Annotated in this window: 26 protein-coding genes; 10 read left to right on the plus strand and 16 right to left on the minus strand. The window is 72.4% G+C overall.

Annotated features, from left to right (window positions below):
• Positions 1 to 204: 204 nt before the first annotated feature.
• A complete protein-coding gene (locus EDM22_RS15000; protein ID WP_122937896.1) occupies positions 205 to 411 on the plus strand; it encodes a DUF3073 domain-containing protein in 207 nt (68 codons plus the stop codon).
• A gap of 47 nt (positions 412 to 458) precedes the next feature.
• Here the strand turns inward: EDM22_RS15000 and EDM22_RS15005 are convergent, their stop codons facing one another.
• The 3 genes from EDM22_RS15005 to purM all read right to left on the minus strand — a co-directional run bounded on the left by EDM22_RS15005 (position 459) and on the right by purM (position 3,076).
• The gene (locus EDM22_RS15005; protein WP_212591963.1) at positions 459 to 1,121 is read right to left on the minus strand and encodes a hypothetical protein; all 663 of its coding nucleotides are present in this window, start codon (positions 1,119 to 1,121) and stop codon (positions 459 to 461) included.
• 97 nt (positions 1,122 to 1,218) lie between these two features.
• A complete protein-coding gene (locus EDM22_RS15010) occupies positions 1,219 to 1,965 on the minus strand; it encodes an LLM class flavin-dependent oxidoreductase (RefSeq protein ID WP_122937897.1) in 747 nt (248 codons plus the stop codon).
• A 4-nt stretch (positions 1,966 to 1,969) separates the two neighbouring features.
• Complete coding sequence (gene purM / locus EDM22_RS15015) at positions 1,970 to 3,076, minus strand: phosphoribosylformylglycinamidine cyclo-ligase (RefSeq protein WP_122937898.1); 1,107 nt, start codon at positions 3,074 to 3,076, stop codon at positions 1,970 to 1,972.
• Positions 3,077 to 3,173: 97 nt separating this feature from the next.
• Here purM and EDM22_RS15020 point away from each other — a divergent pair, with 97 nt between their 5' ends.
• From EDM22_RS15020 to EDM22_RS15030, 3 genes are all read left to right on the plus strand, one after another.
• Positions 3,174 to 3,764 carry a zinc-binding alcohol dehydrogenase gene (locus EDM22_RS15020; RefSeq protein ID WP_342768527.1) on the plus strand — a complete coding sequence of 197 codons (591 nt, stop codon included), beginning with the start codon at positions 3,174 to 3,176 and terminating at the stop codon, positions 3,762 to 3,764.
• A gap of 144 nt (positions 3,765 to 3,908) precedes the next feature.
• On the plus strand, positions 3,909 to 4,343 hold the full coding sequence (locus tag EDM22_RS15025) for a hotdog fold thioesterase (protein ID WP_122937900.1): 435 nt from the start codon (positions 3,909 to 3,911) through the stop codon (positions 4,341 to 4,343).
• A gap of 41 nt (positions 4,344 to 4,384) precedes the next feature.
• The gene (locus tag EDM22_RS15030) at positions 4,385 to 5,116 is read left to right on the plus strand and encodes a glutamine amidotransferase (protein WP_122937901.1); all 732 of its coding nucleotides are present in this window, start codon (positions 4,385 to 4,387) and stop codon (positions 5,114 to 5,116) included.
• A gap of 42 nt (positions 5,117 to 5,158) precedes the next feature.
• Here EDM22_RS15030 and EDM22_RS15035 read toward each other — a convergent pair whose 3' ends face one another.
• From EDM22_RS15035 to EDM22_RS15065, 7 genes are all read right to left on the minus strand, one after another.
• Positions 5,159 to 5,968 (minus strand): hypothetical protein, encoded by an 810-nt coding sequence (locus tag EDM22_RS15035; RefSeq protein ID WP_138708103.1) that lies wholly within the window; start codon positions 5,966 to 5,968, stop codon positions 5,159 to 5,161.
• The gene (locus EDM22_RS15040) at positions 5,965 to 8,214 is read right to left on the minus strand and encodes a glycoside hydrolase family 31 protein (RefSeq protein WP_122937903.1); all 2,250 of its coding nucleotides are present in this window, start codon (positions 8,212 to 8,214) and stop codon (positions 5,965 to 5,967) included. The genes EDM22_RS15035 and EDM22_RS15040 overlap by 4 nt, the downstream gene beginning before the upstream one ends.
• On the minus strand, positions 8,211 to 9,392 hold the full coding sequence (locus tag EDM22_RS15045) for a glycoside hydrolase family 15 protein (protein ID WP_122937904.1): 1,182 nt from the start codon (positions 9,390 to 9,392) through the stop codon (positions 8,211 to 8,213). The genes EDM22_RS15040 and EDM22_RS15045 overlap by 4 nt, the downstream gene beginning before the upstream one ends.
• A 121-nt stretch (positions 9,393 to 9,513) precedes the next feature.
• Positions 9,514 to 10,758 (minus strand): ABC transporter substrate-binding protein, encoded by a 1,245-nt coding sequence (locus tag EDM22_RS15050; RefSeq protein WP_122937905.1) that lies wholly within the window; start codon positions 10,756 to 10,758, stop codon positions 9,514 to 9,516.
• Positions 10,759 to 10,895: 137 nt separating this feature from the next.
• A complete protein-coding gene (locus tag EDM22_RS15055; protein WP_122937906.1) occupies positions 10,896 to 11,789 on the minus strand; it encodes a carbohydrate ABC transporter permease in 894 nt (297 codons plus the stop codon).
• Positions 11,782 to 12,747, minus strand: a complete 966-nt coding sequence (locus EDM22_RS15060) for a carbohydrate ABC transporter permease (protein ID WP_122937907.1) — start codon at positions 12,745 to 12,747, stop codon at positions 11,782 to 11,784. Before EDM22_RS15060 ends, EDM22_RS15055 begins: the two co-directional genes overlap by 8 nt.
• Positions 12,744 to 13,952, minus strand: a complete 1,209-nt coding sequence (locus tag EDM22_RS15065; RefSeq protein ID WP_122937908.1) for an ROK family transcriptional regulator — start codon at positions 13,950 to 13,952, stop codon at positions 12,744 to 12,746. Before EDM22_RS15065 ends, EDM22_RS15060 begins: the two co-directional genes overlap by 4 nt.
• Positions 13,953 to 14,184: 232 nt before the next feature.
• On the opposite strand from EDM22_RS15065, the gene purF reads away from it, so the two are divergent.
• Positions 14,185 to 15,642, plus strand: a complete 1,458-nt coding sequence (purF, locus tag EDM22_RS15070; protein WP_122937909.1) for an amidophosphoribosyltransferase — start codon at positions 14,185 to 14,187, stop codon at positions 15,640 to 15,642.
• Here purF and EDM22_RS15075 read toward each other — a convergent pair.
• From EDM22_RS15075 to EDM22_RS15085, 3 genes are all read right to left on the minus strand, one after another.
• Positions 15,635 to 16,288 carry a dihydrofolate reductase family protein gene (locus EDM22_RS15075; RefSeq protein ID WP_170964158.1) on the minus strand — a complete coding sequence of 218 codons (654 nt, stop codon included), beginning with the start codon at positions 16,286 to 16,288 and terminating at the stop codon, positions 15,635 to 15,637. The genes purF and EDM22_RS15075 overlap by 8 nt on opposite strands.
• A gap of 133 nt (positions 16,289 to 16,421) precedes the next feature.
• Positions 16,422 to 16,889: a hypothetical protein gene (locus EDM22_RS19875; RefSeq protein WP_212591964.1), complete on the minus strand. Its 468-nt coding sequence runs from the start codon at positions 16,887 to 16,889 to the stop codon at positions 16,422 to 16,424.
• Positions 16,890 to 16,948: 59 nt separating this feature from the next.
• A complete protein-coding gene (locus tag EDM22_RS15085) occupies positions 16,949 to 17,353 on the minus strand; it encodes a sterol carrier family protein (RefSeq protein ID WP_122937911.1) in 405 nt (134 codons plus the stop codon).
• Between the two features lie 34 nt (positions 17,354 to 17,387).
• Between EDM22_RS15085 and purD the strand changes: the two genes are divergently transcribed.
• Both purD and EDM22_RS15095 read left to right on the plus strand, forming a co-directional pair.
• Entirely contained in the window at positions 17,388 to 18,704 is a 1,317-nt protein-coding gene (purD, locus tag EDM22_RS15090) for a phosphoribosylamine--glycine ligase (RefSeq protein ID WP_122937912.1), read from the plus strand.
• Positions 18,705 to 18,749: 45 nt separating this feature from the next.
• Positions 18,750 to 19,691 carry a phosphoribosylaminoimidazolesuccinocarboxamide synthase gene (locus tag EDM22_RS15095; protein ID WP_122937913.1) on the plus strand — a complete coding sequence of 314 codons (942 nt, stop codon included), beginning with the start codon at positions 18,750 to 18,752 and terminating at the stop codon, positions 19,689 to 19,691.
• A gap of 89 nt (positions 19,692 to 19,780) precedes the next feature.
• Here the strand turns inward: EDM22_RS15095 and EDM22_RS15100 are convergent, their stop codons facing one another.
• Positions 19,781 to 20,305: a DUF1269 domain-containing protein gene (locus EDM22_RS15100; protein ID WP_122937914.1), complete on the minus strand. Its 525-nt coding sequence runs from the start codon at positions 20,303 to 20,305 to the stop codon at positions 19,781 to 19,783.
• 256 nt (positions 20,306 to 20,561) lie between these two features.
• Between EDM22_RS15100 and EDM22_RS15105 the strand changes: the two genes are divergently transcribed.
• On the plus strand, positions 20,562 to 21,404 hold the full coding sequence (locus tag EDM22_RS15105) for a VOC family protein (protein WP_122937915.1): 843 nt from the start codon (positions 20,562 to 20,564) through the stop codon (positions 21,402 to 21,404).
• A 51-nt stretch (positions 21,405 to 21,455) separates the two neighbouring features.
• On the opposite strand, the gene EDM22_RS15110 is transcribed toward EDM22_RS15105, so the two are convergent.
• Both EDM22_RS15110 and EDM22_RS15115 read right to left on the minus strand, forming a co-directional pair.
• Entirely contained in the window at positions 21,456 to 22,106 is a 651-nt protein-coding gene (locus EDM22_RS15110; RefSeq protein ID WP_170964159.1) for a TetR/AcrR family transcriptional regulator, read from the minus strand.
• Between the two features lie 323 nt (positions 22,107 to 22,429).
• The gene (locus EDM22_RS15115) at positions 22,430 to 22,726 is read right to left on the minus strand and encodes a DUF1905 domain-containing protein (protein WP_122937917.1); all 297 of its coding nucleotides are present in this window, start codon (positions 22,724 to 22,726) and stop codon (positions 22,430 to 22,432) included.
• 101 nt (positions 22,727 to 22,827) lie between these two features.
• Here EDM22_RS15115 and kynA point away from each other — a divergent pair, with 101 nt between their 5' ends.
• Both kynA and EDM22_RS15125 read left to right on the plus strand, forming a co-directional pair.
• Positions 22,828 to 23,715, plus strand: a complete 888-nt coding sequence (gene kynA, locus EDM22_RS15120; protein WP_122937918.1) for a tryptophan 2,3-dioxygenase — start codon at positions 22,828 to 22,830, stop codon at positions 23,713 to 23,715.
• A complete protein-coding gene (locus EDM22_RS15125) occupies positions 23,712 to 24,785 on the plus strand; it encodes an amidohydrolase family protein (RefSeq protein ID WP_122937919.1) in 1,074 nt (357 codons plus the stop codon). The genes kynA and EDM22_RS15125 overlap by 4 nt, the downstream gene beginning before the upstream one ends.
• The last annotated feature ends 49 nt before the right edge of the window (positions 24,786 to 24,834 follow it).

Here is a 24,834-nt window from a genome sequence, read left to right on the forward strand (position 1 = left end):
GGGGCCGCACGCCGCGACCGCGCGCCGCCCGGGAGCGCTCCGGCAGGCGCGTCGGACGGCCCCGCCGGGCGGCCGATCCGGGCCGTCGCGCCGCCGCCGTTCGGACCTCCGCGCGGTGCTAAACTGTGTGCCCGGAGCAGTCATTTATCAGAAGAGCCGGGTGACGTACATCCCACCCGGCCAGACGTCGTAAGGGGGTCACGCATGGGGCGCGGCCGTCAGAAAGCCAAGCACACCAAGGTCGCACGGGAGCTGAAGTACTTCAGCCCGAACACCGACTACAGTGCCCTGGAACGCGAGCTCACGGGTTCGCAGCACGACCACTACGACGACGAGGCGTCGAAATGGGCCGAATACGAGGCCGATGACGACACCTACGTTCCTGACGACGGCACCCACCGCGCTTCCTGAGCGGCCGCCGCGACCCGGTCGCGGCGCGGACGCGCTCTCTCGCGCACTCAGGTCCCCGCGCGCCCGCGCGTGGCCGTCGCCATGCGCCACAGCCCCCAGCCCGTGATGAACGCGACCGTCGTGGCCATGAGCACGCCCGCGATCGCGAACAGCAGGAACATCACCGCCGCGGGCGTCGACTCGTCGACGAACGGCGACGGCAGGAACGTGAAGACGAGGCCGACGAGCCAGGCGCCCATGTTGAGCGGCACCCAGCGCCACGCCCGGGGCAGGCGCCCAACGAGGAACGGCCACTGCGCGAGCGGGATCGTCGCGAGCAGCACGACCCCGGCGATGCCCACGACCACCCAGGTGCCCGGGGCCCTCCAGTCGATCGCGACGCCGAGATCGCCGAGCGTCGAGGGAAGCATGCCGATCGACCAGGCGACGGATGCCGCGACCGACGTCGCGGCGACCCACCGCCCCACCGGCACCTCGGCGCTCGTCTCGAGCAGCGCGAGCGACTGGGCGAGCCCGAGCAGCGCGCCCTCGCCGGCGCCGAACAGCACGAGCAGCGCCCACCTGCCCCATCCCTCGAGCCCGAACGCCGCCGACAGCGCGAAGCCCGAGACCGGCAGGAGGAACCCCAGGCTCTCTCCGAGCACGACGTAGCGCACCCAGCGCCAGCGATCGGGCGCGGCGACGTGTCGTCCGATGTGCACCGCACGCATGCGCACACGGTACGTCCGCGAGCATGCGGAGCACCCGGTCGATGGTCCCATCGCGGCCGGGCGGCCGGAAGCGGAAGCCGGTCGCGCGCGCCGCCGGTCAGCGCCAGCCGGCGGTCTCCTCGACGAACCGCTCGAGCTCGGCGAGCGATCCGCCCGGCGTGATGGCCCGCAGCACGATCTCGTCGACCACGTCGAAGCGGGCGAGGCCGGTCGCATCGGCGAGCGTCGCGTCGATCGCGCGGAAGCCGAGCCGCTCGAAGTTCGCCGCGTACGACGGGAACGAACCGTAGCGCGATGCTTCCTGCTCGAGCGCGGCCCGCGCCGGCTCCTCGGCGATCGTGCGCACGTAGAGCACGCCGCGCACGGTCCGTGCGCCGGCGTCGCGCCGCAGCTCGGTCATCGCCTCGGCGGCAGCCGCGGGCGTGAGCCAGTTGAGCAGCACGGCGTCGGCCTGCTCGGCGGCGAGCCGCCGCATCCGAGGGCCGAGGGCGCCGACCGCCACCGCGGCATCCGTCATCGAGCGCAGCGTCGCGACCCCCGCCTCGACGAGGGCGAGCGGATGCCGCGCCCCGCCCGAGCCGATGCCGATCGTGGTGCGCTCGGCGGGCAGCCCCGCGAGGTCGAGCGACGCGGCGGGTCGCCGGTCGAGCGGGATCACGCCCGTGGCGAGGCCGAGCCGCTCCGTCGCCGCGGCGGCGACCCGGAGCCCGGCGAGCGAGTCGCCGCCCGGCACGTCGTTGATCCAGAGCGCGTCGAAGCCCAGCCGTTCGATGCGCGGCGCGAGCGCCCCGAGCGTCGCGGCGTCGGTGAGGCCGGTGAGTCCGATCGAGACGGCCGCGCGCATGGGCTCAGCTCGCGTACGAACCGACGAGGCGCACGGCGCCGCCGTCGACGCCCTTCGCGCCCTGCTCGAAGCCCGTCAGGTCCCGGTCGCCCATCGAGACCGTGCCGACCTGCCACGCGGGCAGGCCGAGCGTGCCGAGCTCGGCGACGACGGATGCCGCGGCATCCGCAGCCACGACCGCGAAGAAGCCGATGCCGAGGTTCCAGGTGCCCTCGGTCGACTCGAGCGTGGTGCCCGCGAGGCCGTTGAGCACGCGGAAGACGGGCGCGGGCGACCACGTGGAGCGGTCGACCTCCACCCACGAGCCGCGGGGCAGCACCCGGGCGAGGTTCGCCGCGATGCCGCCGCCCGTCACGTGCGAGAGCGAGTGCACGGATGCCGCGAGCGACTCGTGCTCGAGGAGCCGCACGAGCGGGCCCGAGTACAGCCGCGTCGGCTCGAGGAGCGCCTCGCCCCAGGTCGCGCCAAGCTCGGGCGCGGCATCCGTGTACGAGAGGCCCGCGTTCGCGAGGATGTGCCGGACGAGCGAGAAGCCGTTCGAGTGCAGCCCGCTCGACTCGATGGCGAGCACGACGTCGCCGTGGACGACGCGCTCGGCGCCGAGCAGCCGGTCGGCCTCCACGACGCCCACCGCGGCGCCTGCGACGTCGTAGTCGTCGACGCCCATGAGCCCCGGGTGCTCGGCGGTCTCGCCGCCGACGAGCGCCGTGCCGGTCTCGGCGCAGGCCCGCGCGATACCGGTGACGATCGCCGCGACGCGCTCGGGCACGACCCTCCCGCACGCGATGTAGTCGGTCATGAAGAGGGGCTTCGCGCCCACGACCACGATGTCGTCGACGACCATGCCCACGAGGTCCTGCCCGATGGTGTCGTGGATGTCGAGCGCCTGCGCGATCGCGATCTTCGTGCCGACCCCGTCGGTGGAGGTCGCGAGCAGCGGACGCTCGTACTGCTTCGCGAACGAGAGGTCGAACAGGCCGGCGAAGCCGCCGACGCCGCCGAGCACGTTGGGCCCGTGGGTCTTCGCGACCGCCTCCTTCATGAGTTCGACGGCGAGGTCGCCTGCTGCGGTGTCGACTCCGGCAGCGGCGTAGGACGAGTTCGCGCTCACCCGTCAAGGGTACCCGTGCGCCGCGCGCCGCACGGGCGTGCCCACCGGCCGCGGCGGTAGAATCGGGTGCATGCACGCGGGTGCCACTCCGTCTTGGGTGATTCGCGAGAACGCGAGTCGCGGAGTCCTGCTCGCCCTCTACCTGCGCGAGGTGCTTGCGATCGCGTCGCCCGCCGAGCTTCCGCGGCTCCGCGACGTCGGCCCGACCGGTCCCCAGGGCCAGCGCGACATGGACGAGCACGACCTGCTCGAGCGGCAGTGGCGCGCGTGGTGGGCGATGACCGTGGAGCCGGAGCTGCATCCGTCGCCCGTGCCGCTCGAACTCGTCGAGGCGTACGGCACCGAGATCGCGCTGCCCGTGTCCGACGCCGAGGTGCTCGCCGCCGCGCTGCCGCCGCACGCCGAGGCCGCGCTCGCGTGGGTCGACTGGGCGATCGAGCACTACCGCAGGGCCTCCGCGGCGAGACGGGGCGACAGCTACCGCGCCTACGCCGGCACGATCGCCGAGCACGAACGCGAGGTCGGCCGCCGCGCGCACTCCTTCGAGCTCAACGTCGAGGTGCTGCCGCTCGCGAAGCAGGGCGTCTGGTGGATCGGCAGCATGACCGTCGCGGTGACCGACACCCTGCGATCGGATGCCGCGGCGTTCGACGACGCCATCCACCCGATCATCGCCGAGCTCGCCTAGCCGCCGGTCGAGCAGCGAGCGAAGCGAGCGTATCGAGACCCTAGCCGCTGGTCGAGTAGCGAGCGTATCGAGACCCGGCCGCCGGTCGAGTAGCGAGCGAAGCGAGCGTATCGAGACCCTCGGAGCGATGACAGACTCGATGCCATGAGCATCTGGTTCGGAGCCCCCTCGCTCGAATGGGCGAACTCCCGCGGCGAGCACGCGATGATCCGCACCCTCGGCATCGAGATGACCGAGCTGACCGAGGACTCGCTGAAGGCCCGTATGCCGGTCGACCACCGCACGCGCCAGCCGGCGGGCGTCCTGCACGGCGGGGCATCCGTCGCCCTCGCCGAGACCCTCGCGAGCTGGGGAGCGTCGTTCACCGTCGACCCCGAGCAGTTCTACTGCGTGGGCATGGAGATCAACGCCAACCACGTGCGCCCGGTCTCCGAGGGGTGGGTCTACGGCGAGGCGCGCCCGATCACGCGCGGGCGCACGACGCAGGTGTGGGACATCCGCATCACCGACGAGCAGGGCCGCCTCGTGTGCGTGTCGCGCTGCACGATGGCCGTGCTGCCCACGCCGTCGCAGTACTGAGCGGATGCGGCGGCGCAGCGCCGCGCGGATATCGTGGACCCGTGAAGCCATTCGTCCTCCTCGCCACGCGCGCCGAGGACCTGCCCGCCGACGAGGAGTACGCCCTCTTCCTGCGCTACTCCGGACTCGACGAGCGCGACCTCGTGCGGGTGCGGCTCGAGGCGGAGCCCATGCCGCGGCTCGATCTCGACGCCATCTCGGGCATCTTCGTGGGCGGCGGCCCGTTCAACGCCTCCGATCCGCCCGAGCGGAAGTCGCGGGTGCAGCACCGGGTCGAGGCGGAGTTCGCGACGCTCCTCGACGAGGTGGTGGCCCGGGACTTCCCCTTCCTCGGCGCCTGCTACGGCGTCGGCACCCTCGGCGTGCACCAGGGTGCGCCCATCGATCGCACCTACGCCGAGCCGATCAGCGTCGTGCCGGTCACCCTCACCGACGCCGGTGCCGCCGACCCGATCCTCGCCGGGATGCCCACGACCTTCAACGCCTTCGTCGGGCACAAGGAGGCCATCCGCTCGCTGCCCGACACGGCGACCCTGCTCGCGTCGTCGCCGACGTGCCCCGTGCAGATGTTCCGGGTGGGGGCGAACGTCTACGCGACGCAGTTCCACCCCGAGCTGGACGTCGACGGGATCATCCTGCGCATCCACGCCTACGCGAACCACGGCTACTTCGCCGCCGACGAGCTCGAGTCGACGCTGGCCGCGGTGCGGCGCGCTCCGGTGTCGCACACGAGCCGGATGCTGCGCGCTTTCGTCGAGCGCCACGCGCGGTAGGCGGGCCCACGCCCCGAGCGGAGCCCGCCGCGACCGCCGACGTCACCAGCCGAGGCGGTTCCGCACGGCCGCCAGCGCCCGCGGCGGCACGCCTTGCGCCCCCATGCCGAACAGCTCGACGCCCAGGTCGACGAGGGCCCGCGCGCACGTCTCGACGTCGCGGGCGAGCGCCTCGTCGATGCGCTGGGCGATCGCGGGATAGGCCTGCTCGAAGCGCCGGGCGGGATCGAGCGAGTCGAGCCGCGCGCCCGTCTCCGGAGGGATGCCGGCGGCGACGGCGCGAAGCAGCGCGGTCACGGCGGCCCCGCGAACCAGCGAGTTGGCGCTGAGCACCTCGCCGCGGCGGGCCCGGCCCACGCCGATGAGCACGAGTGCCAGCACGAGGCCGATCTCGCGCTCGCGGTCGGGCGCACCCTCGGGTACCGGGCGGGCCGCGATCGCCGCCATCGCCTCGGCGACGCCGCCGCGGTCGAGCACGACGTCGTAGGCGTTGGCCGCCCAGCCGCCGAGCTCGTCGAGGGTCGCGACGCCGTACTCCACGACGTGCCCGTCGTCGTAGACGACCTTCACTCCGCCGTGGTGCTCGTGCACCTCGAGCGCGATGCGCTCGGGGTGCGGCAGCCACGCGTGCGCCGGGCGGACGGCGTCTTGCCCGCCATCGGTCGTGATGACCGCGACATCGTGGTCGGACCACTCGTCGACGCGATCGCGCTCGGCGGTCGAGCCCATGCCGACGACGCCCACGACGTCGGACCGATCGGCGAGGTTCACCTCGACAGCGCGCAGGAACGCCTCGAACCGGGTCGCCGCGGTGGTCTCGGCGTCGGTCTGGGTCGCGGTCTCGCCGCTCATGCCCCGGCCGCGAAGGTCGCGCGCAGCTCGGGCCACGCGGCCGCTCGCACGTAGACGGGGATGCGGTCGATCGGCACGGCGGCCCGCACGACCGCGGGGCCGGCGACGGCGTCGCCCGTCCAGGCGTCGACCCACTCGCCCGGCGGCAGGGCCGTCTCGTGCTCGACCTCGCCCTCGGTGAGCACGGGCGAGACGAAGAGGTCGCGTCCCAGCATCCACTGCAGGGGGTGCGACCACGCGGTCTCGAGAGCGGGGTGGTCGAAGTAGACGGGCCGCATGAGCGGCGCCGAGGTGCGCACGCTCTCGGCGGCCTCGGCGGCGAGGTACGGCACGAGCCGCTCGCGTAGCTTCGCGAAATCGCGGAACACCGCGATCACGCGGTCGTCGCCCGACTGCTCGGCGAGGTTCCACGGCGTGCGGTCGCGCGACGGCGTGCGGTGGTGGTTGAACTCCGAGTGATACTGCATGATCGGCACGAAGGTCGACGCCGCTGTCGCGCGAAGGTACAGCTCCGGCGACGGCAACGGGCCCGAGAACCCGGCGATGTCCCAGCCCCAGTAGAGGATGCCGCTCGCCGCCGCCGAGAGCCCGGCGTACATCGACCAGCGGAACGCCTCCCAGGTGGAGTTCTCGTCGCCCGCCCAGAACGCGCCGTGCGCCTGCGACCCGGTGAACCCGGCCCGGCTGAACGTGACGGGCGCCTTGCCCGCCGAGCGCAGCAGGTCGCCGTACGCCTTCGCGTACGCGACGGGGAACCGGTTGTTGCCCTCGTCGCCGCGCCTGCCGTCGAGGTACACGAGCTCGCGGCCCCAGGCGTGCTCGCCGCCGTCGGTCTTGAAGCCGTCGATGCCGACCTCCTCCACGAGGTAGCGGCGCTTCTCGGTCCACCAGCGGGCGGCGCGCTCGTCGGTGAGGTCGGGCATCGTCGAGAGCGGGAACCACCAGCCGCGGTTGCGGTACGGGCGCAGCTCGCCGCGCGCATTCGGCTCCCGGATCAACACGCCCTCGCGTTCGGCGGCGAGCGCGTCGGCCAGCGCCTGGCCTGTCGGGTGCGGCCTCGCCTTCAGCAGCGGGATCTGCCAGAGGTGCACGCGGATGTCGCGGGAGTGGAGCTCGTCGACCATGCCCTTGGGGTCGGGCCACGCGCCGTCCGCCGGGAACTCGAAGTCGGCGAGGCGGTGCGGGGCACCGTCGTCGTTCGGTTCGTAGCGCGCGTCGCGGAACGCCGTGAACGTGCGCTCGTCGCTCCACGCCTCGATCACGAGCGAGCCCACGGGCACGTCGTGCTCGCGGTGCAGGTCCATCTGGCGCATCGCCTCGGCCTGCGTGTTCCACTCGTTGCCGCTCGCCCAGAGGCGGAACACCCAGTCGGGCAGCTCCTCGGGGCGTCCGACCTCGTCGAGGAAGGCATCGAGCACGGCGGTGGGGGTGCCGTCGTAGAACGCGACGGTCACGGCGGGCTCGCCGGCCGCGGCATCCGCCTCGACCTCGACGACGAGCAGCCCCGGATCGGTTGCGCCCACGTCGAACCACGCCCGCCGCGAGGTGCGCACGTGGAAGCCCCAGCCCGCGCCGCCCACGACGTGCGCGAACGGCATGGGCAGGTAGGTCTTGCGCTCGGCGCCCTGGCTCTTGTACTGCTCGAACACGACGGAGTCGAGTTGCGTGCCGCGGTGGTCGAGCGCGTCGAAGCGCTCGCCGAACCCGGTCACGTGCTCGCCCTCGGCGAGTGGCAGGGCGAAGCGCACGCGGCGCACTCGTTGCCCGTCGGTGAGCACCGACACGCTCCCGGGCACGACGCGGGTGCGTCCGTCGGCGGTCACGGCGTCATCGGCGGCGGCCTGCCAGCCGGAGACCCGCGTGTCGAACCAGCGCGTGTGCTGCTCGGCGCCCTCGGCGGTGCGTCCCGTCAGACGGTAGCGGATGCCGCTGCCCGCCGCCGGGGCGTCGAGGGTGATCGCCCACCCGCCGCCGCCCCGGGCGAGGCGCGCCTGGGCCGACGCGAGGTGGCCGCCGTCGATCGACTGGCCGCGCGAGGTGCGACTGACGCGCTCGAGGGGCATCCGCTGCTCGGTGCGCACCCCCTGCGGGTCGACGGTGACGAGTTCGGCCTCGACGGCGACGAGGTCGGGGGTGGCCCGTGCGCCGAGGGTGAGCGGCTCCCCCGCGACGGGGTCGACGGGCTGGCGCTGCTCGGTGTCGACCGAGTACGGGTGGCCGGAGCCATGGGGACGGTGGCGGATCATGCGCGGTGGCCCTCCTCGGGCGCGGTGGTGTCGGCGGCGGGCGCCGGGACGGGAACGGGGGAGGCGACGACGTCGAGCTCGACGGCGAGGCGGATGAGCATCGCGTGACTCCACAGCAGGGGCTGCGCCACCGTGCCCCAGCGCGCGACCCACTCGTCGACGCGCTCGGGGGCGAGCAGGTGGCGGCCGACCTGCTCGGGCAGGCTGCCGTCGTCGGCAGCGGTCGAGGCCGCCCAGTCGAGCAGCTCGCGGGCCCGATGGGCATCGCCGGCGCGCGCGTGCGCGATGCCGAGCATGCACGACAGCAGCGGCCACTGGCCGCCGCCGAAGAAGGTGTCGCCGAGGTAGCGGTGCACGCCGGCGTTCACGGTGAGGTCGCGCTCGATCGCCGCGACGGTGGCACGGCCGAGGTCGGATGCCGCGGGCACGACGTCGAGGAGTCCCACGACCGCGGCGAGGCTCGCGTCGACCGCCGACGAGCCGACCCACTTCGCGAGGTGTCCGTCGGCGACGCCCCGCCGTAGCAGGAACTCCTCGACCTCGTCGGCGGATCCCGCGGCGAGCGCCGCCCGCTGCGCGTCGAGCACGCCGAGCGCGACGGCCGCCCGGAGGCCCGCGGCGATGCAGCCGAGGGTCGACACGTGCACGTGCTCGGCATGCTCCTCCCACCAGTCGAAGCACGGGCGGCGCCACGACACGGCGAGGTAGTCCACCGTGAGGGCGACGGCCGCGGACCAGCGCGCGGCATCCGCGCCGTGGCGGAGCACGTGCTCGCCGAGCGCCCAGAGCCAGGTGCCGTAGCCGTCGAGCTGGAAGTCCCACCACTCGTCGTCGCCGTCACGCCCGTCGAGGGTGAACCGAGTGGGCAGCATCGCCGCGTCGGGCACGGGCTCGCCGGCCCGGGCTGCTTCGACGATGGCAGCCAATTCGCCCGCGCGGCGCTCGAGCACCCCGGCGCACCAGTCGAAGAAGCGCTCGGCCGACTCGCCCCGGCCGTAGCTCGACATGCCGTCGGCGATGAACGCGCCGTCGCGGAACCAGCTGTAGCCGGCGTAGGCGGAGAAGTCGGGGCTCGCCGGGTAGGCGCCGCCCGCGTCTTGCAGGGACGCGATGAGGTCGGCGCCCGAGGCGGCGAGGGCGGCGATCGACCGGGTGCGGTCGGTCTGGGAGGGGGTCATCCGGATGCTGCTTTCGTGTCGTTCGTCGGATGGTCGGCGTCGCCGCGCGAGCGCGCAACGGGGCGGTGCCGCGGTGGGGCCGGACTGCGCGCCCGGCCCCACGCGGCCATGCCGCCCTGCGTCAGCCGCCGATGACGGCGTTGATGCGCTCCTCGGCGGAGGCGAGCGCCTCCTCGACGGTCTTGCGACCGGCCTGCGCCTCGACGAGCTCCTCGGTCATGATGTCCTGCATCTCCTGCTGGCCCTCGGCGACGACCGGGGGCAGGGCGATGCCGTCGAGGGAGTCGAAGACCGCCTGGCGGTTCGCCGGGTCGCCCTGCTCGAGGTAGGTCGCGAGCGCGGCCTCATCGGAGATGGGCGGGAGCTCCCAGCCGGAGTCGAGGCGCGTCTGCACCATGGTGTCGCTCGAGGTGAGGAACTCGGCGAACTTCGCCGCGGCCTCGGGGTGCTTCGATCCCGACGAGACGCCGACCGCGTTCGAGAACACGGCGCTGGCCTGCTCGGTGTTGCCCGGCTCGACGGCGATGTCCCAGCCGAACGGCACGTCGGCGACGGCGCCGAACACCCAGATGCCGGTGTGCAGCATCGCGAGCTTGCCGTCCTTGAAGAGGTTGGTGTCGAAGTCGGGCGTGCCCTGGCCCTGCTCGATCGTGGGCATCACGGTGCCGCTCTTGCCCACGAGCCATTGCGCCGCCTCGATGCCCTCGGGCGAGTTGAAGGCGACCTTGGTGCCCGAGTCGTCGAGGAACTCGCCGCCGTTCTGCGCGAGCACCTTGTAGAACTCGTAGAAGCTCACGGGCTGGTGGTCGCCCCAGACGCCGGCAGCGGCATCCGTCAGCTTCTCGGCCGCGGCCTGCTCGTCGGACCAGGTCCAGTCGGCGGTCGGGTAGTCGAGCCCGGCAGCGTCGAACAGGTCCGAGTTGTAGTAGAGCACGACCGTCGAGAACGAGCTCGGCAGCGCGTACTGCGTGCCGTCGGTCTGGTACGCCTCGAGGAGGCTCTGCCGGTAGGCGTCGGGGTTCGCGACGGGGAGCTCGGCGAGCACGCCGTTCGCCTGGTACTGGGCGTAGTTGGCGTACTCGATGTCGAACATGTCGGAGACGGTGCCCGCGGCGAGGTCGGTCTGCAGCGCCGTGCCGTAGTCGGCGTAGGGCAGCGTGGTGACCTCGACCGTGATGTCGGGGTTCTCCTTCTCGAAGGCGTCGACGATGGTCTGGAGGTTCTCCTCGTTGCCGTCGTTCGAGATGAAGTTCGTGTACGTGATCGTCACGGGGCCGGATTCGTCGGCGCTGTCGGCCGAGCAGCCGCTCAGGGCGAGCGCCGCGACGGCGACGATGCCGGCGGTGGCGAGTGCGGTGGTCCTCATGGTGGGTATCTCCTTCGATCGGGGTGAGGCCGGGTGGAACGTGGGACGGGGGTGGAGCGGAGGTCGAGCGGTCGGGGTCGGGGTCGGGGTCGGGGTCGGGGTCGGATGGTGCGGGAGGGACGGCCCGGTGAGGGGCCCTACTTCAGCCCGGTGTTGGCGACTCCTTGGATGACGTACTTCTGGGCGAAGAGGTAGATGGCGAGCATCGGCAGGATGCTGATGACGGAGCCGGCCATGACGATGTCCCACTGGGTCGTGTACTGGCCCTGCAACCCGGCGAGCGCGACCGGCAGGGTCTGCAGCTCGGGCGAGCGCAGCACGACGAGGGGCCAGAGGAAGCTGTTCCAGCTGCCCATGAACGCGAAGACCGCGAGGGTCGCGATCGCCGGGCGGATGTTCGGCAGGACGACCGTCCAGAAGATCCGGAAGTGCCCGGCGCCGTCGATCGAGGCGGCCTCGTCGAGCTCGACCGGCACCTGGTTCATGGCCTGCCGGAGCAGGAAGATGCCGAATGCCGCCGCGAAGGTGGGCAGCAGGGCGCCGAGGTAGGTGTCGACGAGCCCGAACGCCTTGAGCTCGGCGAACAGCGGCACGACGAGGACCTGCAGCGGGATCATCATCGTCGCGAGGTAGATCCCGAAGACGAGGGTGCGGCCCGGGAACGGCAGCCTGCTGAACGCGTACGCCGCGGTCGCGCTCGTGACGAGCTGCACGAGCGTCGTGATCACGGCGAGCAGCAGGCTGTTGCCGACGACGCGGGCGAACGGGAGCTGCGAGAACAGCTGCACGTACGCCTCGAGTCCGGGATCTGCCGGCAGCAGCGAGGGCGTGGAGGTCAGCCCGCTGCCGGGGCTCAACGAGGTGACGAGCGTCCAGTAGAACGGGAAGAACATCAGGAGCGCGCCGACCACGATCACGACGTGCAGTGCGATGCTGCGGCCGAGTGCGGCCCGCGCCGCGGGCGTGCGGGCGGGGCGACGAGCCCGCGATCCCGATGCGACGCCGTCGACGGCGGTGGTGGTGTCAGCCATAGTTCACCCACTTGCGTTGCCCGCGGATCTGCACGACGGTGACCGCGAGGATGACGATGAAGAGCAGCCAGGACAGGGCGGATGCCTCGCCGGCCTTGCCGTACCGGAACGTCAGGTCGTAGATCTGCTGCACGACGACCTGGCTGGCCCCGCCCGGGCCGCCGCCCGTCATCGCGTACACCTGGTCGAAGACCTGGAAGCCGTTGATGAGCGAGATCACGATCACGAAGAACGTCGCGGGCGAGAGCAGCGGCAGCGTCACGGAGAACAGCCGCCGCCACCACCCCGCCCCGTCGACGCGTGCGGCGTCGAGCAGCTCGGGGTCGATCGACTGGAGACCCGCGAGCAGGATCACCATGACGAAGCCGAGGTCCTTCCACGCCGAGGCGAGGATGATCGAGGGCATCGCCCACGCCGGGTCGGCCCACCATCCGGGTCCTTCGATGCCGAAGAACGCGAGCACGGTGTTCACGACGCCGTTGACGGGGTTGAGCAGCCACCGCCAGACGAGGGCCACGACGATCCAACTCGTCACGACGGGCAGGAAGTAGACGCCTCGCAGCAGCGTGCGCCCGCGCAGGGCGGTGTTGAGGCCGAGGGCGATCGCGAGGCCGCCGAGGTAGACCAGCGGGAGGTAGCCGACGATGTAGTACACGGTGTGCAGGAAGATCTCGGCGGTCTCGGGGTCGGTCAGCAGGTTGGCGTAGTTCTCGAACCCCACCCACTTCGCGGGCGAGAGCAGGTTCCACTCGGTGAGGCTGATCCACGCGGCGGCCACCATCGGCCCGAGCACGAACAGCACGATCGGGATCGCGCTCGGCAGCAGGAACGCCAGCACCGTGAGGGTGTAGCGGATGCGGCGTGACCGGCGCGTGCGCGGCGGCCGCGCGACGGGCGCACCCACGTGACGGTCGCCGTCGCCGACATCGGCGGCGGCCTCGCCGAGGAGCGCGGTCATGGCCGCCCCGCCTGTTCGACGAGCCGCGCGCGGATGAGCCGGCCCTGGTCGCCCGAGTCCCCGGCCGCATCGAACGGCGTCGCGAGCACGAGCGCCGCGGCGCCCTGCGCCCAGCTCTCGTCCTGCCAGGTCTCGACCTCGACGGGGAGGCTGCGGCGGTGCCGCATGAGGTGCGAGCGGAACGCGGGCTCGAAGCCGAACGACCAGAAGCGCCATGCCGCCGTGCCCTCGCCGAGGATGACGACGAAGGCGGGGTCGATCGTGTGCACGACGCCGGCGAGGGTGCGGCCGAGCAGTGCTCCCGCCTCGCTGTAGATGCGGGCGGCGCGCTCGTCGCCCGACTCCGCGGCCGCCTGGAGTGCGCCGATGCCCGCAGCGGCGGAGATCACGCCCTGTTCGCGGGCCCGGGTGACGAGCGCCCGTTCGCCGATGTAGGCCTCGAGGCATCCGTGGTTGCCGCAGCTGCAGAGCGGCCCGTCGTCGCTGATGGGGATGTGGCCGATCTCGCCGGCGCCGCCCGAGGCGGCGCGCAGCACGCTGCCCTCGACGACGATGCCGGCGCCCACGCCCGTGCCGATCGTGACGACGAGGAAGTTGTCGTGCGAGCGGCCGAGTCCGTAGAGGCGCTCGGCGACGGCGAGCGCGTTGACGTTGTTCTCGACGATGACCGGGAGCGCGAGCGCACGGCGCAGCGCCTCGCCGAGCTCGACGCCGCTCCAGCCGAGCGGGGGTGCGTCGACGATGCCGTTGCCGAGCAGGTCGACGCTGCCGGGCACGCCCACGCCGAGCCCCAGGAGGGTGACGTCGCCGCCGCCGGCGATGAACTGCCGGATGCGCGCGACGAGGTCGCTGATGAACGTGCTCGAGAACGCGTCGAACGGCTCGCTGGCCGAACGGAGGACCCGCCCGTCGATGCCGACCTCGACGAACGCGACGTGGTCGGCGACGACCTTCACGCCGATCGCGCGGCCGGCGGAGGTCGCGAGGCCGAGCATGCGCGCCGGCCGGCCGCCGTTCGACGGCGCCTGCTCGAGCTCGACGAGCAGGCCCTCGCCGATGAGGTCCTTCACGAGCTGCGTCATGAGCGCCGGCGACAGCGAGAGCGTGCGGGCGAGGTCGGCGCGGGAGGCCGGGCCGTTCGCGCCGAGCTGCGCCAGGATCGCGGAACGGTTGACGTCGGTGCGGGACGTGGGACGGATCGCCATTGATACCTCGTGGTCGGGGTGCTGCGGGGCCCGCGGGGGCGGGCAGGAGTTACTTTACGACTAAATAAAGCTGGGAAGCAAGACCTGAAGCAAGATTTTCGTCATCGCGCTGCGCGGACCTGTGCTCAGTTGAGCGCCGGCCGTCGCTCAGGCGGCTCACACGCGCGCATGTGGGAGGATGGACCGTCCAGCTCGGACGCTCTCACCACACCCCCGAGGAGCCATCGCTCGCATGTGCGGCATCGTCGGCATCGTCTCCACCGAGCCCGTCAACCAGCAGATCTACGACAGCCTCCTCCTGCTGCAGCACCGAGGCCAGGACTCGACCGGCATCGCGACCGCCGACGGGCCGGTGTTCCACATGGCCAAGGCGCGCGGCCAGGTGCGCGAGGCGTTCCGCACCCGCGACATGCGCTCGCTGCTCGGCAACATGGGGCTCGGGCACGTGCGCTACACCACGAAGGGCGCCGCCGAACGCGAGGAGGAGGCGCAGCCGTTCTACGTGAACGCGCCGTACGGCATCATCCTCGTGCACAACGGCAACCTCACGAACACCCGTGAGCTCTCGAGCGACCTGTTCTCGATCGACCGCCGACACGTCAACTCCACGAGCGACACCGAGATGCTGCTCAACGTGCTCGCCACCGAGCTGCAGGGCCAGATCACCGGGCTCGAGCTCGACCCCGACCAGGTCTTCCGCGCCGTCGAGCTCGTGCACGAGCGCGTCGAGGGCTCCTACGCGGTGATCGCGATGATCGCCGGCTACGGCCTGCTCGCCTTCCGGGACCCGTTCGGCATCCGCCCGCTCATCCTCGGCAAGCGCACCACCGACGCCGGGAAGACCGAGTGGATCGTGGCATCCGAGTCGCTCGTGCTCGAGAACGGCGACTACGAGATCGTGCGCGACGTGGAGCCCGGCGAGGCGATCTTCATCGGCCTCGACGGCGAGATGATCTCGCGCCAGTGCGCGGCGAACCCCCGCCTCGTGCCGTGCGCGTTCGAGTACGTCTACCTCGCCCGTCCCGACTCGATCATGAACGGCATCTCCGTCTACGAGGCCCGGCTGCGCATGGGCGACCGGCTCGCGAGCACGATCGAGACGCACATGTCCAAGGGCGACATCGACGTCGTCATGCCGATCCCCGACTCGTCGCGCCCCTCGGCCATGCAGGTCGCGCAGCAGCTCGGCATCGAGTACCGCGAGGGCTTCTACAAGAACCGCTACGTGGGCCGCACGTTCATCATGCCCGGCCAGGCGCAGCGCAAGCGCTCGGTGCGCCAGAAGCTCAACGCCATGGGCACCGAGTTCAAGGGCAAGAACGTGCTCATCGTCGACGACTCGATCGTGCGCGGCACGACCTCGCGGGAGATCGTCGAGATGGCCCGCGCCGCCGGCGCCAACAAGGTCACCTTCACCTCGGCCGCACCGCCCGTGCGCTACCCGCACGTGTACGGCATCAACATGCCGAGCCGACGCGAGCTCGTCGCGCACGGCCGCAAGATCCCCGAGATCGCCCGCGAGCTCGGCGCCGACCACATGATCTACCAGGAGGTCGCCGACCTCCAGGCCGCGATCACGCAGGGCACCTCGATCGAGGCGCTCGACCTCTCGTGCTTCACGGGCGAGTACGTCACGGGCACCGTCACCGAGGAGTACCTCGGCTGGGTGGAGCAGACGCAGCTCAGCTGACGGAGGCCGTCGGCCGGTCTGCGGCCGAGGCGGCCCCCGTGGTGTCGGATGCCGCGGGCCCGCGCACGACCTCGTACCGGGCGAGCGCCACCTCCGAGCCGGGCACCGCGAGCGTCTGCCGCAGTTCGACCGGTGCGGGCAGCGCGGCGAACAGCGGCGTCCCCGCGCCGAGCAGCACGGGGACCACCGTCAGCAGGAGCACGTCCACGAGCCCCTCCCGCAGGAACTGCTGCGCGACATCCGGCGACCCCATGACGGCGATCCCCCGGTCACCGGCGGCCGCCCGGGCGAGCGCGAGCACCTGCGCCGGGGAGCCGTCGACGAACGTGAAGACCGTGCCGTTCTTCGCGGCCGGATCGAGGCGCTCGTGCGTGAGCACGAAGACGGGCGCGTCGAAGACGTCGTCGTCGCCCCATGGTTCCTGCCCGGAGTCGTAGGTGCGCCGCCCGAACACGATCGCGCCCGCGTCGCGGAACGCACGGAGGTACTCCTCGCCGTCGCGTGAGCCGCGGGCGTCGCCGTTCCACATCCAGCGGTGCAGCCTGCCGAGGTCGCCATCGGGTCCCGTCGCGTAGCCGTCCACCGACACCGACGAGAACAGCGTCACCTCGGTCACCGGAACCCCCTTCGCGTGCGCGTCCTCCACCTGCGCCACGCTACGAGCACGGTCCGCCTCGGCGCACGACCAGTTCGATCGTCGTCGCCCAGACCACTCGGTCGTGCCGCGAAGTCGGGGCCCGAGCGGATGCCGCGGTGCGCCCCGGCAGCGCGGCGAACCCTCAGCGCTCGGGGTCGTCCTCGACGTAGTGCGTCGACTCGTGCTCGGCGACGGCCGAGCCGGCACGCCGAGCGAAGGCACGATCGAACAGGAGCGCGATGAGGGCGCCCAGCGCGACGCCGACGGCGCCGCACGCCAGCAGCAGGAACCCGAACACCTGCCCCTTGTCGTAGTCGGCGTTCTCGGGGAACGTCATCGTGAGGACGAGCGCGACGACGGCGCCGAGCGCTGCGCCGAGCGTGAGGAAGCGCCCGTAGCGGGGTGCCCGGCGCAGCGAGACCGCGTCGCTCGTGACCTCGGTCTCGAGGTGCTCGCCGGGGGCGTCGGGATCGATCTCGAGGTGCTCCACCTTCGGGTGCGGGGCGCCGGGGTCCACGGATGCCGCGGGCTCGACGGCCCCGGTGCGGTCCACGGGTTCGGCGGGGTCGACGGGCTCCGTCGGTTCGGGTCGGTTCGGCGCGTCGGTCACCGTTCCATTGTCGCGCACCCGCGTGGCCGCGGCATCCGGGACGAGATCGGGGCCGGCGCTCAGGTGCGCAGTCGACTCGCGTCGATGACGGGCACGACGCCCGTGAGGTCGGCCCGCTGGCCCGAGGCGTGCACGCGACCCGTCGCGCGGGCCTCGTCCCAGCCGAGGGCGCCCGTGGCCAGCGCGAGCCACGTGGGCGCGTCGGTCTCGACGACGTTCGGCGGTGTGCCGCGCGTGTGACGCGGACCCTCGATGCACTGCACGGCGCCGTGCGGTGGCACGCGCACTTCGACGGTGCCGCCCGGCGCCTGCTCGGCCAGCAGCTGCAGCGTGTAGCGCACGGCGAGCGCGAGCGTCGTGCGGTCGACCGACGGCGCGGTGCCCGACCCGTCGGCGCCGCCCACCGCCTGCACCACCCCGACGGCCGCCCGCCCCACGTCGTCGCCGATCCTCGCCCGTGCCATGTCACCATCCTCCCGCACCCGGTAGCCTGAACCGGTGAGAATCCTCGTACTCGGCTCCGGCGCGCGCGAGCACGCCATCATCCTGGCCCTGCTCGACGAGGAGGCAGGGCACGAGATCATCGCCGCCCCCGGCAACGCCGGAATCGCGGCATCCGCCACGTCGTCGGCACGCGGCAGCGTCGAGACCATCGCGCTCGACCCCGCCGACCCCGTCGTCGTGGCCGACTACGCCATCGACAACGACATCGAGCTCGTCGTCATCGGCCCCGAGGCGCCGCTCGTCGCGGGCGTCGCCGACGCGCTGCGCACCCGCGGCATCGCCGCCTTCGGCCCCGGCAAGGCGGCCGCGCAGCTCGAGGGTTCGAAGACCTTCGCCAAGCGCATCATGGAGGCCGCGGGCGTGCCCACCGGCCGCGCGCGCCTCGTCGACTCGCTCCCGCAGGTCACGGCCGCCCTCGACGAGTTCGGCGCCCCGTACGTCGTGAAGGCCGACGGCCTCGCCGCCGGCAAGGGCGTGCTCGTCACCGACGACCGAGAGGCCGCGCTCGCCCACGCCGCGCACTACCTGCAGCAGGGCCCCGTGCTCATCGAGGAGTTCCTCGACGGCCAGGAGGTCTCCCTGTTCCTGCTCTCCGACGGCACCAACGTGCTGCCGCTCTCGCCCGCGCAGGACTACAAGCGCCTTCGCGACGGCGACGCCGGCCCGAACACCGGCGGCATGGGCGCCTACTCCCCGCTGCCGTGGCTCGACGAGCGCTTCGGCTCGGAGCAGGCGTTCGTCGACGAGGTCATCGAGACGATCGCGCTGCCCACGATCCGCCAGCTCGACGAGGAGCAGACGCCGTTCATCGGCCTGCTCTACGCGGGACTCATCCTCACGAGCCGCGGCATCCGCGTCATCGAGTTCAACGCCCGGTTCGGCGACCCCGAGACCCAGGTCGTGCTGCCCCGCCTCGTGACGCCGCTCTCGGGCCTGCTGTACGCGGCGGCGACCGGTCGCCTCTCCGAGCACGCGCGCCCCGAATTCCGTCCGGATGCCGCGGTCACGATCGTGCTCGCGAGCGAGGGCTACCCCGAGGCCCCCGAGACGGGCCGCCGGCTCGACGGACTCGACGAGGCGTCGGCGGTTCCCGGCGTGCACCTCGCGCACGCCGCGACCGCCATCGGCCGCTCCGGCGACCACGGCGACGCCACCCCGCACCTCGTCGCCACCGGCGGCCGGGTGCTCAACGTCGTCGCGCTCGGCGACGACTTCGCCGAGGCGCGCCGTCGCGCCTACGAGGCACTCGGGCACCTGCGCCTCGAGGGCGGCCAGTACCGCACCGACATCGCGGCGCGTGTCGCAGACTGACGACGGCGTCGGCCTGCGGCATCCGCTCATCGAAGGGAGACGGCCATGACGACCTCAGGCGACCTCGACGGCTGGACGCACGTCTACTCGGGCAAGGTGCGCGACCTGTACGTGCCCGACGCCACGATGACCGACGACGACACCTGGACGGGCGACCCGCTCGGCACCTCGCCCGTCGTGCTCGTGGTCGCGAGCGACCGCGTGAGCGCCTTCGACCAGGTGCTCGAGCCCGCGATCCCCGGCAAGGGCGCGATGCTCACCGCGCTCACGCACTGGTGGTTCGACCAGCTCCCCGAGGTGCCGAACCACCTCGCGCATCCACATGACGACCGCTACGAGGTGCCCGCGATCCCCGCGGAGGTCGCCGACCGGGCCACGCTCTGCCGCACGCTCGACATGTTCCCGATCGAGTGCGTGGTGCGCGGCTATCTCACGGGCAGCGGCTACAAGGAGTACGTGGCCACGGGTGCGATCGGCGGCATCGCCCTGCCCGACGGCCTCGACGACGGCGACCGCCTGCCCGAGCCGATCTACACGCCCGCGTGGAAGGCGCCGATGGGCCAGCACGACGAGAACATCTCGTACGAGCGCACCGTCGAGCTCGTGGGCGAGACGGTCGCCGAGCAGCTGCGGTCGCTCTCGCTCGAGATCTTCTCGCTCGCGTCCGAGATCGCCGAGGCCCGCGGCCTGATCCTCGCCGACACGAAGTTCGAGTTCGGCGCCGACCGCGAGGTGGGCATCGTCACCCTCGCCGACGAGGTGCTCACGAGCGACTCGAGCCGCTACTGGGACCTCGAGACCTACCTCACGGCGACCGCGCACGAGGAGCGCATGGCGAGCTTCGACAAGCAGATCGTGCGCGACTGGCTCGCCGCGAACTGGGACCGGGACTCGAGCAAGCGACCGCCGGCACTGCCCGCCGAGGTCGTCGAGCGAACGGCCGAGCGGTACCGGATGCTGCTCGAGCGGCTCACGCAGGGGGCGTAGGCGCGTTCTCGAGACGGCCGCGGGCGGCCTCCCCGACCCGCACAGCGGGGACGCCGCCGGCCTCCTCGACCCGCACAGGGCGGGCGGGGCTAGGACGCGATGGCCTTCGCGACCTCGTCGCCGCCCTCGTCGATGGCCTTCTGCAGCGCCTCGTAGTCGTCCTTGTCGATGGCCTTGTCGATCTTCTTGACGGCCTTCGACAGCGCCGCGTCGATGCGGTCGAGATAGCGGTCGTCGATCACGGCGATGATCGCGGACGAGCCCTTCGGCAGGCTCTCCTCGAGGTCGACCCCGATCTTCTTCTCCTCGTGCCGTTCCGCCAGCTTTCCCGCGATCGCGCCGACGCCGGCGCCGATCGCGGTCGCCGCGAGGAGTGGCGGTGCGAACAGGCCGAGCACGAGCCCGGCGCCCCCGCCGATCAACGCGCCGCTCTTCACCTGACCGGTGCCGTGCTCGTCGACGCTGACCTTGCCGTCGTCGTCGCGGTGCATGACGATCGAGGACACGACCTCGAGGTCGGCCGCTTCGGCCGCCTTGAGCGCGGTGTAGTCCTCGGTGGCCGAAGCCGTGTCGTCGTACGTCGCGATGTACAGGATCAGGTTCTCCATTGCCATGGTTCGCTCCTTCGAAGTGACCCGCCGAACCCCCGGCGAGCCATGTCGTCCCACGGTAGGCGCGGACCGGGGACGAGTCCAGGCCGTAGGTCCCGGCCGGGGTCTCGGGACGGCCGCGAGCGGCCTCCCCGACCCGCACGAAGCGACTCCTCGGCCCGCACGCCGGAATACCCTCGCCGAACCTGCGTTATCATTAGTTGTGACTACAAGTAATCCGCCGGATGCCGCAGCCGACCGCCTCGCAGCCGACACCGCCATGGGCCCGGTGACCCTGCGGGTCGCCGACCTCGACGCCATGATCCGCTACTACCGCGACGGCGTCACCCTCGAGCTCCTGCGCCAGGACGGCGACACCGCCGTGCTCGGTCGCGGCGCCACGCCCGCCGTCATCCTGCAGCACGCGCCCGAGCTCAAGCACGCCTCACCGCGCAGCGCCGGGCTCTTCCACACCGCGATCCTGTTCGACACCCGCGAGGCCCTCGCCACGGCGCTGTTCTCGGTGGCGTCGAAGTACCCGGGCACCTTCACGGGCAGCGCCGACCACCTCGTGAGCGAGGCCTTCTACTTCACCGATCCCGAGGGCAACGGCGTCGAGCTCTACTTCGACCGCGACCGCTCCACGTGGAGCTGGGCGCACGGGCAGATCGAGATGGCCACGATCTTCCTCGACCCCAACGGCTACCTGCGCGAGCACCTCACCGAGCAGGGGGCGGATGCCGCGGCATCCGGCACCGGACTCGGCAGCGCCGCAGTCGGCCACGTGCACCTCTCGGTCGGCGACATCGCGAGCGCCAAGGAGTTCTACGTGAACCGGCTCGGCTTCGAGACCACGGCCGACGGATGGCCCGGCGCGCTCTTCGTGTCGGCGGGCGGCTACCACCACCACATGGCCATGAACACCTGGAGCAGCGCCGGCGCCGGTCGCCGCCAGCCGGCGCTCGGCCTCGGGAAGGTCGAGATCGTCGTGCCGACGGCCGACGACCTCGGCGAGCTGGGCGAGCGGATGTCGCACTACCGCGTCGAGACCCGAGACACCGGCGACCGCCTCGCCTTCGACGACCCGTGGTCGAACCTCGTCGAGGTGCGCGCCGCGAGCTGACGCGGCATCCGTTCGCACCCACTCCGCTACCGGAACCGCGGGCCCCTCCGCTCAGTCGAGCGCCGTGACCGGGCCCTTGCGGTGCGACATGTCGTGGAAGGCCCCGAACTCGAGCCCGACGCCGGGCAGCGGGGTCGTGTCGGGGCGGGCGCGCAGCCCGTCGAGCACGATCGTGAGCTGCCGCCGCCAGAACGGCAGGTACTCGCCGCCGTACTGGCCGATCGAGCCGAGCATGTCGACGAGCACGCTGAGGTCGACCGCCGTCACGTCGTCGCGCAGCGATCCCTCGGCCTGGGCGCGCGCGATGAGCCCGTTGACGGCCTCCTCGAACTCGGTGCCCGGCCGGTAGTCGGGATCGAGCTCGGCGACCCTGCGCATGACGGGGGGCAGGAACGGGGACTCCGCGACCCAGTTGGCGAGGCGCTCGAGGTAGAGCTCCACGGAGCGCCACCCGGTCTCGGCGCCGAGGATCTCGGGGGCGAACCCGTGCAGCTCGCCCACGGCGACGTCGTAGAGCTCGCGGATGAGCGCATCGCGCGTGGGGAAGTGCCGGTACACGGTGCCCGCTCCCACGCCGGCCCGCGCGGCGAGCTCGTCGAGCGGTGCGTCGATCCCGCGCTCCCCGAACAGCCGACGCGCCTCCGCGAGGAGGCGCTCATGGTTGCGTCGCGCATCGCGACGCGGCGATGCAGTCGAAGTCACGAGATCACTGTACGCCCCGGTTCCCCACGAAGTCCTGTGTTCCGGTATCATTCGGAGGGTCGTCTCCGCTTCACCCGAACCGAAGACGAACGGCCCTTCCGGGGGGAAGGGGCTGCGGCGCGGCGGGCGAACACCGGTCATCGACCGGGCGGGGGGCGCCCGCCGCGACCCGCCGACGGGTCTCGCGCTGCGCGGCGACCGCGTGGGTCTCGATACGCGCTACGGGCTACTCGACCGGCGGGGGATGCGCTTCGCGCTCCTCGAACGGCGAGGGGTGCGCTTCGCGCTCTTCGAACGGCGAGGGATTCGCAGGTCGACCGGCGTCAGTCGAGCGTCTCGATGAGGACCTCGACCTCGTCGCCCTCCTCGAGGTCTTCCGCGGAGCGCACCGACTTCTTGAGCGGCAGGGCGTAGCGCTCCCGCCCGGGGAAGATCGAGGTCCGCCACGTCGTGCCGCCCACCGTGACCCGCACGCGCACCGACCCGAAGCCGCGCGGCATCCGCGGCCGGTCGCGGATCTCGTCGGACTGCTCCTGGGGCACGTCGACGAAGTACCAGGAGTCGGCGGCGCGTGCGTCCCATCGGTAGACGGCGCTCGTGAACCGGAACGTCTCGCCCATGGGGGGAGCCTACGGCGATCCGCCGACACCGGTGTCTGCGTCCCCGGACACCGGTCGTCCGGCCCTGACGACGGGCTCCGCTCGCTGGCTAGGCTGGCGGAGTGGCAGCACACGACGACGACCAGCGCCCCGACGACGGAGTCGAGGCGAACACGCGGCGCATCGAGGCATCCGTCGTCACCGACTTCAGCGACCGCATGAGCTACGGCGGCTACCTCGACCTCGACACCCTGCTCGCCGCCCAGCGGCCGATCTCGCGGCCCGAGCACCACGACGAACTGCTCTTCATCATCCAGCACCAGACCACCGAGCTCTGGCTCAAGCTCGTGCTGCACGAGCTCGAGACGGCGCGCGATCTCATGCGAGCCGACGAGCTCGCGCCGGCCCTCAAGTGCATCGCCCGCGTCAAGCACATCCAGAAGACGCTCACCGAGCAGTGGTCGGTGCTGGCGACGCTCACGCCCACCGAGTACGCGCAGTTCCGCGGCGTGCTCGGCAATGCGAGCGGGTTCCAGTCGTACCAGTACCGCGCGGTCGAGTTCGTGCTCGGCAACAAGAACGCGAAGATGATGCAGGTCTTCGAGGCGGATGCCGCAGCCACGGCGATCCTGCGCCACGCGCTCGAGTCGCCGAGCATCTACGACGAGTTCCTGCGGCTGCTCGCGCGCAGCGGCTACCCGATCCCCGCCGACGTGCTCGAGCGCGACGTGACCCTCGCCTGGACGTTCCGCCCCGAGCTCGTGCCCGTGTTCGCCGCGATCTACGCCGACCCCGACGCGCACTGGGCGGCCTACGAGACCTGCGAGGAGCTCGTCGACCTCGAGGACAACTTCCAGCTCTGGCGCTTCCGCCACCTCAAGACGGTCGAGCGCATCATCGGCTCGAAGCCCGGCACGGGCGGCTCGAGCGGCGCGCCGTTCCTTCGCCGCGCGCTCGAGCTCACGTTCTTCCCCGAGCTGTACGCCGTGCGAACGGAGATCCCCGGATGAGCGAGACGACGACGGATGCCGCAGCCGCGACCGACGGCGATGCGGCCCCCCTGCAGCAGCACGGTCCCCTCGGCCCGCACGCCCGGCGCATGCGCCGCTCGCTGAACGGCGACCACCCCGGACAGGTCGGCACGATGCTGCCGCCGTTCATCGACCACCACGTGCACCTTCAGCTCGGCGACGCCGACGCGTGGGTGCGCGGCGGCCTCGCGGGCGTCGTCGACCTCGGCGGCAACCCCGCGACGGTCGCCGCGATCGCGGGCGCCCGGTACCTGCCGCACGTGCGGTACGCGGGTGCGTTCCTCACCGCCCCGGGCGGGTATCCGGGCGGCCGGCCCTGGTGCCCGGCGGGGGCCGTGCGCGAGATCCCGTCGGTGTCGGATGCCGCGACGGCCTCGCACGCCCACGACGCACTGCCCGGCGCCGTGACCGCCGCGGTCGACGAGCAGCTGCGGTTCGGGGCATCCGTCATCAAGGTCGCGCTGAACGCCACCACCGGGCCGGTGTTCGACCTCCCGACGCTGCGCGCGATCGTGGCCGCCGCGCACGCGGTGGAGCTTCCCGTCGCCGTGCACGCCGAGGGCGCCGGGATGGCCGCCCTCGCGATCGACGGGGGCGCCGACGTGCTCGTGCACGCCCCGTGGAACGAACGGCTCGACGACGGGCTCGTGCGGCGCGCGGCATCCGCCGGCCAGGCGTGGATCTCGACGCTCGCGATCCAGGTGCGCGACGATGCGGATGCCGCGGCCGTCGCGATCGACAACGTGCGCCGGTTCCACGGCGCGGGCGGGCGCGTGCTCTACGGCACCGACCTCGGCAACGGCGACCTCGCCGAGGGGGTCAACGCCGCGGAGCTCGCCGCGCTCGCACGGGCCGGACTCGCGGCATCCGACCTCGTGGCGGCCCTCACCGACCCGTGGCCGGCCGTGCCGAACCCGAGCGACCCGGTCATCGACGGCGTCGCCACGTTCGTGCCGGGCGAGCCGCCCGAGGCATCCGACACCGACGCCGTCGCGGCATGGCTCGCGACGGGCCGCATCGTCCCCACCGAGGAACTGGAGCACGCGTGACCCCCGACTCCCGGTCGACCTTCGACTCGCAGCTCGCGTTCGCCCGGCG

Origin of the sequence: Agromyces tardus (assembly GCF_003710805.1) — a bacterium.
Lineage (GTDB): Bacteria > Actinomycetota > Actinomycetes > Actinomycetales > Microbacteriaceae > Agromyces > Agromyces tardus.

Coding starts and splice junctions, on each gene's coding strand:
- EDM22_RS15000 (WP_122937896.1), top strand. CDS start 205: ATGGGGCGCGGCCGTCAGAAAGCCAAGCACACCAAGGTCGCACGGGAG.
- EDM22_RS15005 (WP_212591963.1), bottom strand. CDS start 1,121: ATGCGTGCGGTGCACATCGGACGACACGTCGCCGCGCCCGATCGCTGG.
- EDM22_RS15010 (WP_122937897.1), bottom strand. CDS start 1,965: ATGCGCGCGGCCGTCTCGATCGGACTCACCGGCCTCACCGACGCCGCG.
- EDM22_RS15025 (WP_122937900.1), top strand. CDS start 3,909: ATGAGCATCTGGTTCGGAGCCCCCTCGCTCGAATGGGCGAACTCCCGC.
- EDM22_RS15035 (WP_138708103.1), bottom strand. CDS start 5,968: ATGAGCGGCGAGACCGCGACCCAGACCGACGCCGAGACCACCGCGGCG.
- EDM22_RS15040 (WP_122937903.1), bottom strand. CDS start 8,214: ATGATCCGCCACCGTCCCCATGGCTCCGGCCACCCGTACTCGGTCGAC.
- EDM22_RS15045 (WP_122937904.1), bottom strand. CDS start 9,392: ATGACCCCCTCCCAGACCGACCGCACCCGGTCGATCGCCGCCCTCGCC.
- EDM22_RS15050 (WP_122937905.1), bottom strand. CDS start 10,758: ATGAGGACCACCGCACTCGCCACCGCCGGCATCGTCGCCGTCGCGGCG.
- EDM22_RS15055 (WP_122937906.1), bottom strand. CDS start 11,789: ATGGCTGACACCACCACCGCCGTCGACGGCGTCGCATCGGGATCGCGG.
- EDM22_RS15060 (WP_122937907.1), bottom strand. CDS start 12,747: ATGACCGCGCTCCTCGGCGAGGCCGCCGCCGATGTCGGCGACGGCGAC.
- EDM22_RS15065 (WP_122937908.1), bottom strand. CDS start 13,952: ATGGCGATCCGTCCCACGTCCCGCACCGACGTCAACCGTTCCGCGATC.
- purF (WP_122937909.1), top strand. CDS start 14,185: ATGTGCGGCATCGTCGGCATCGTCTCCACCGAGCCCGTCAACCAGCAG.
- EDM22_RS15085 (WP_122937911.1), bottom strand. CDS start 17,353: ATGGCACGGGCGAGGATCGGCGACGACGTGGGGCGGGCGGCCGTCGGG.
- EDM22_RS15095 (WP_122937913.1), top strand. CDS start 18,750: ATGACGACCTCAGGCGACCTCGACGGCTGGACGCACGTCTACTCGGGC.
- EDM22_RS15100 (WP_122937914.1), bottom strand. CDS start 20,305: ATGGCAATGGAGAACCTGATCCTGTACATCGCGACGTACGACGACACG.
- EDM22_RS15105 (WP_122937915.1), top strand. CDS start 20,562: ATGGGCCCGGTGACCCTGCGGGTCGCCGACCTCGACGCCATGATCCGC.
- EDM22_RS15115 (WP_122937917.1), bottom strand. CDS start 22,726: ATGGGCGAGACGTTCCGGTTCACGAGCGCCGTCTACCGATGGGACGCA.
- EDM22_RS15125 (WP_122937919.1), top strand. CDS start 23,712: ATGAGCGAGACGACGACGGATGCCGCAGCCGCGACCGACGGCGATGCG.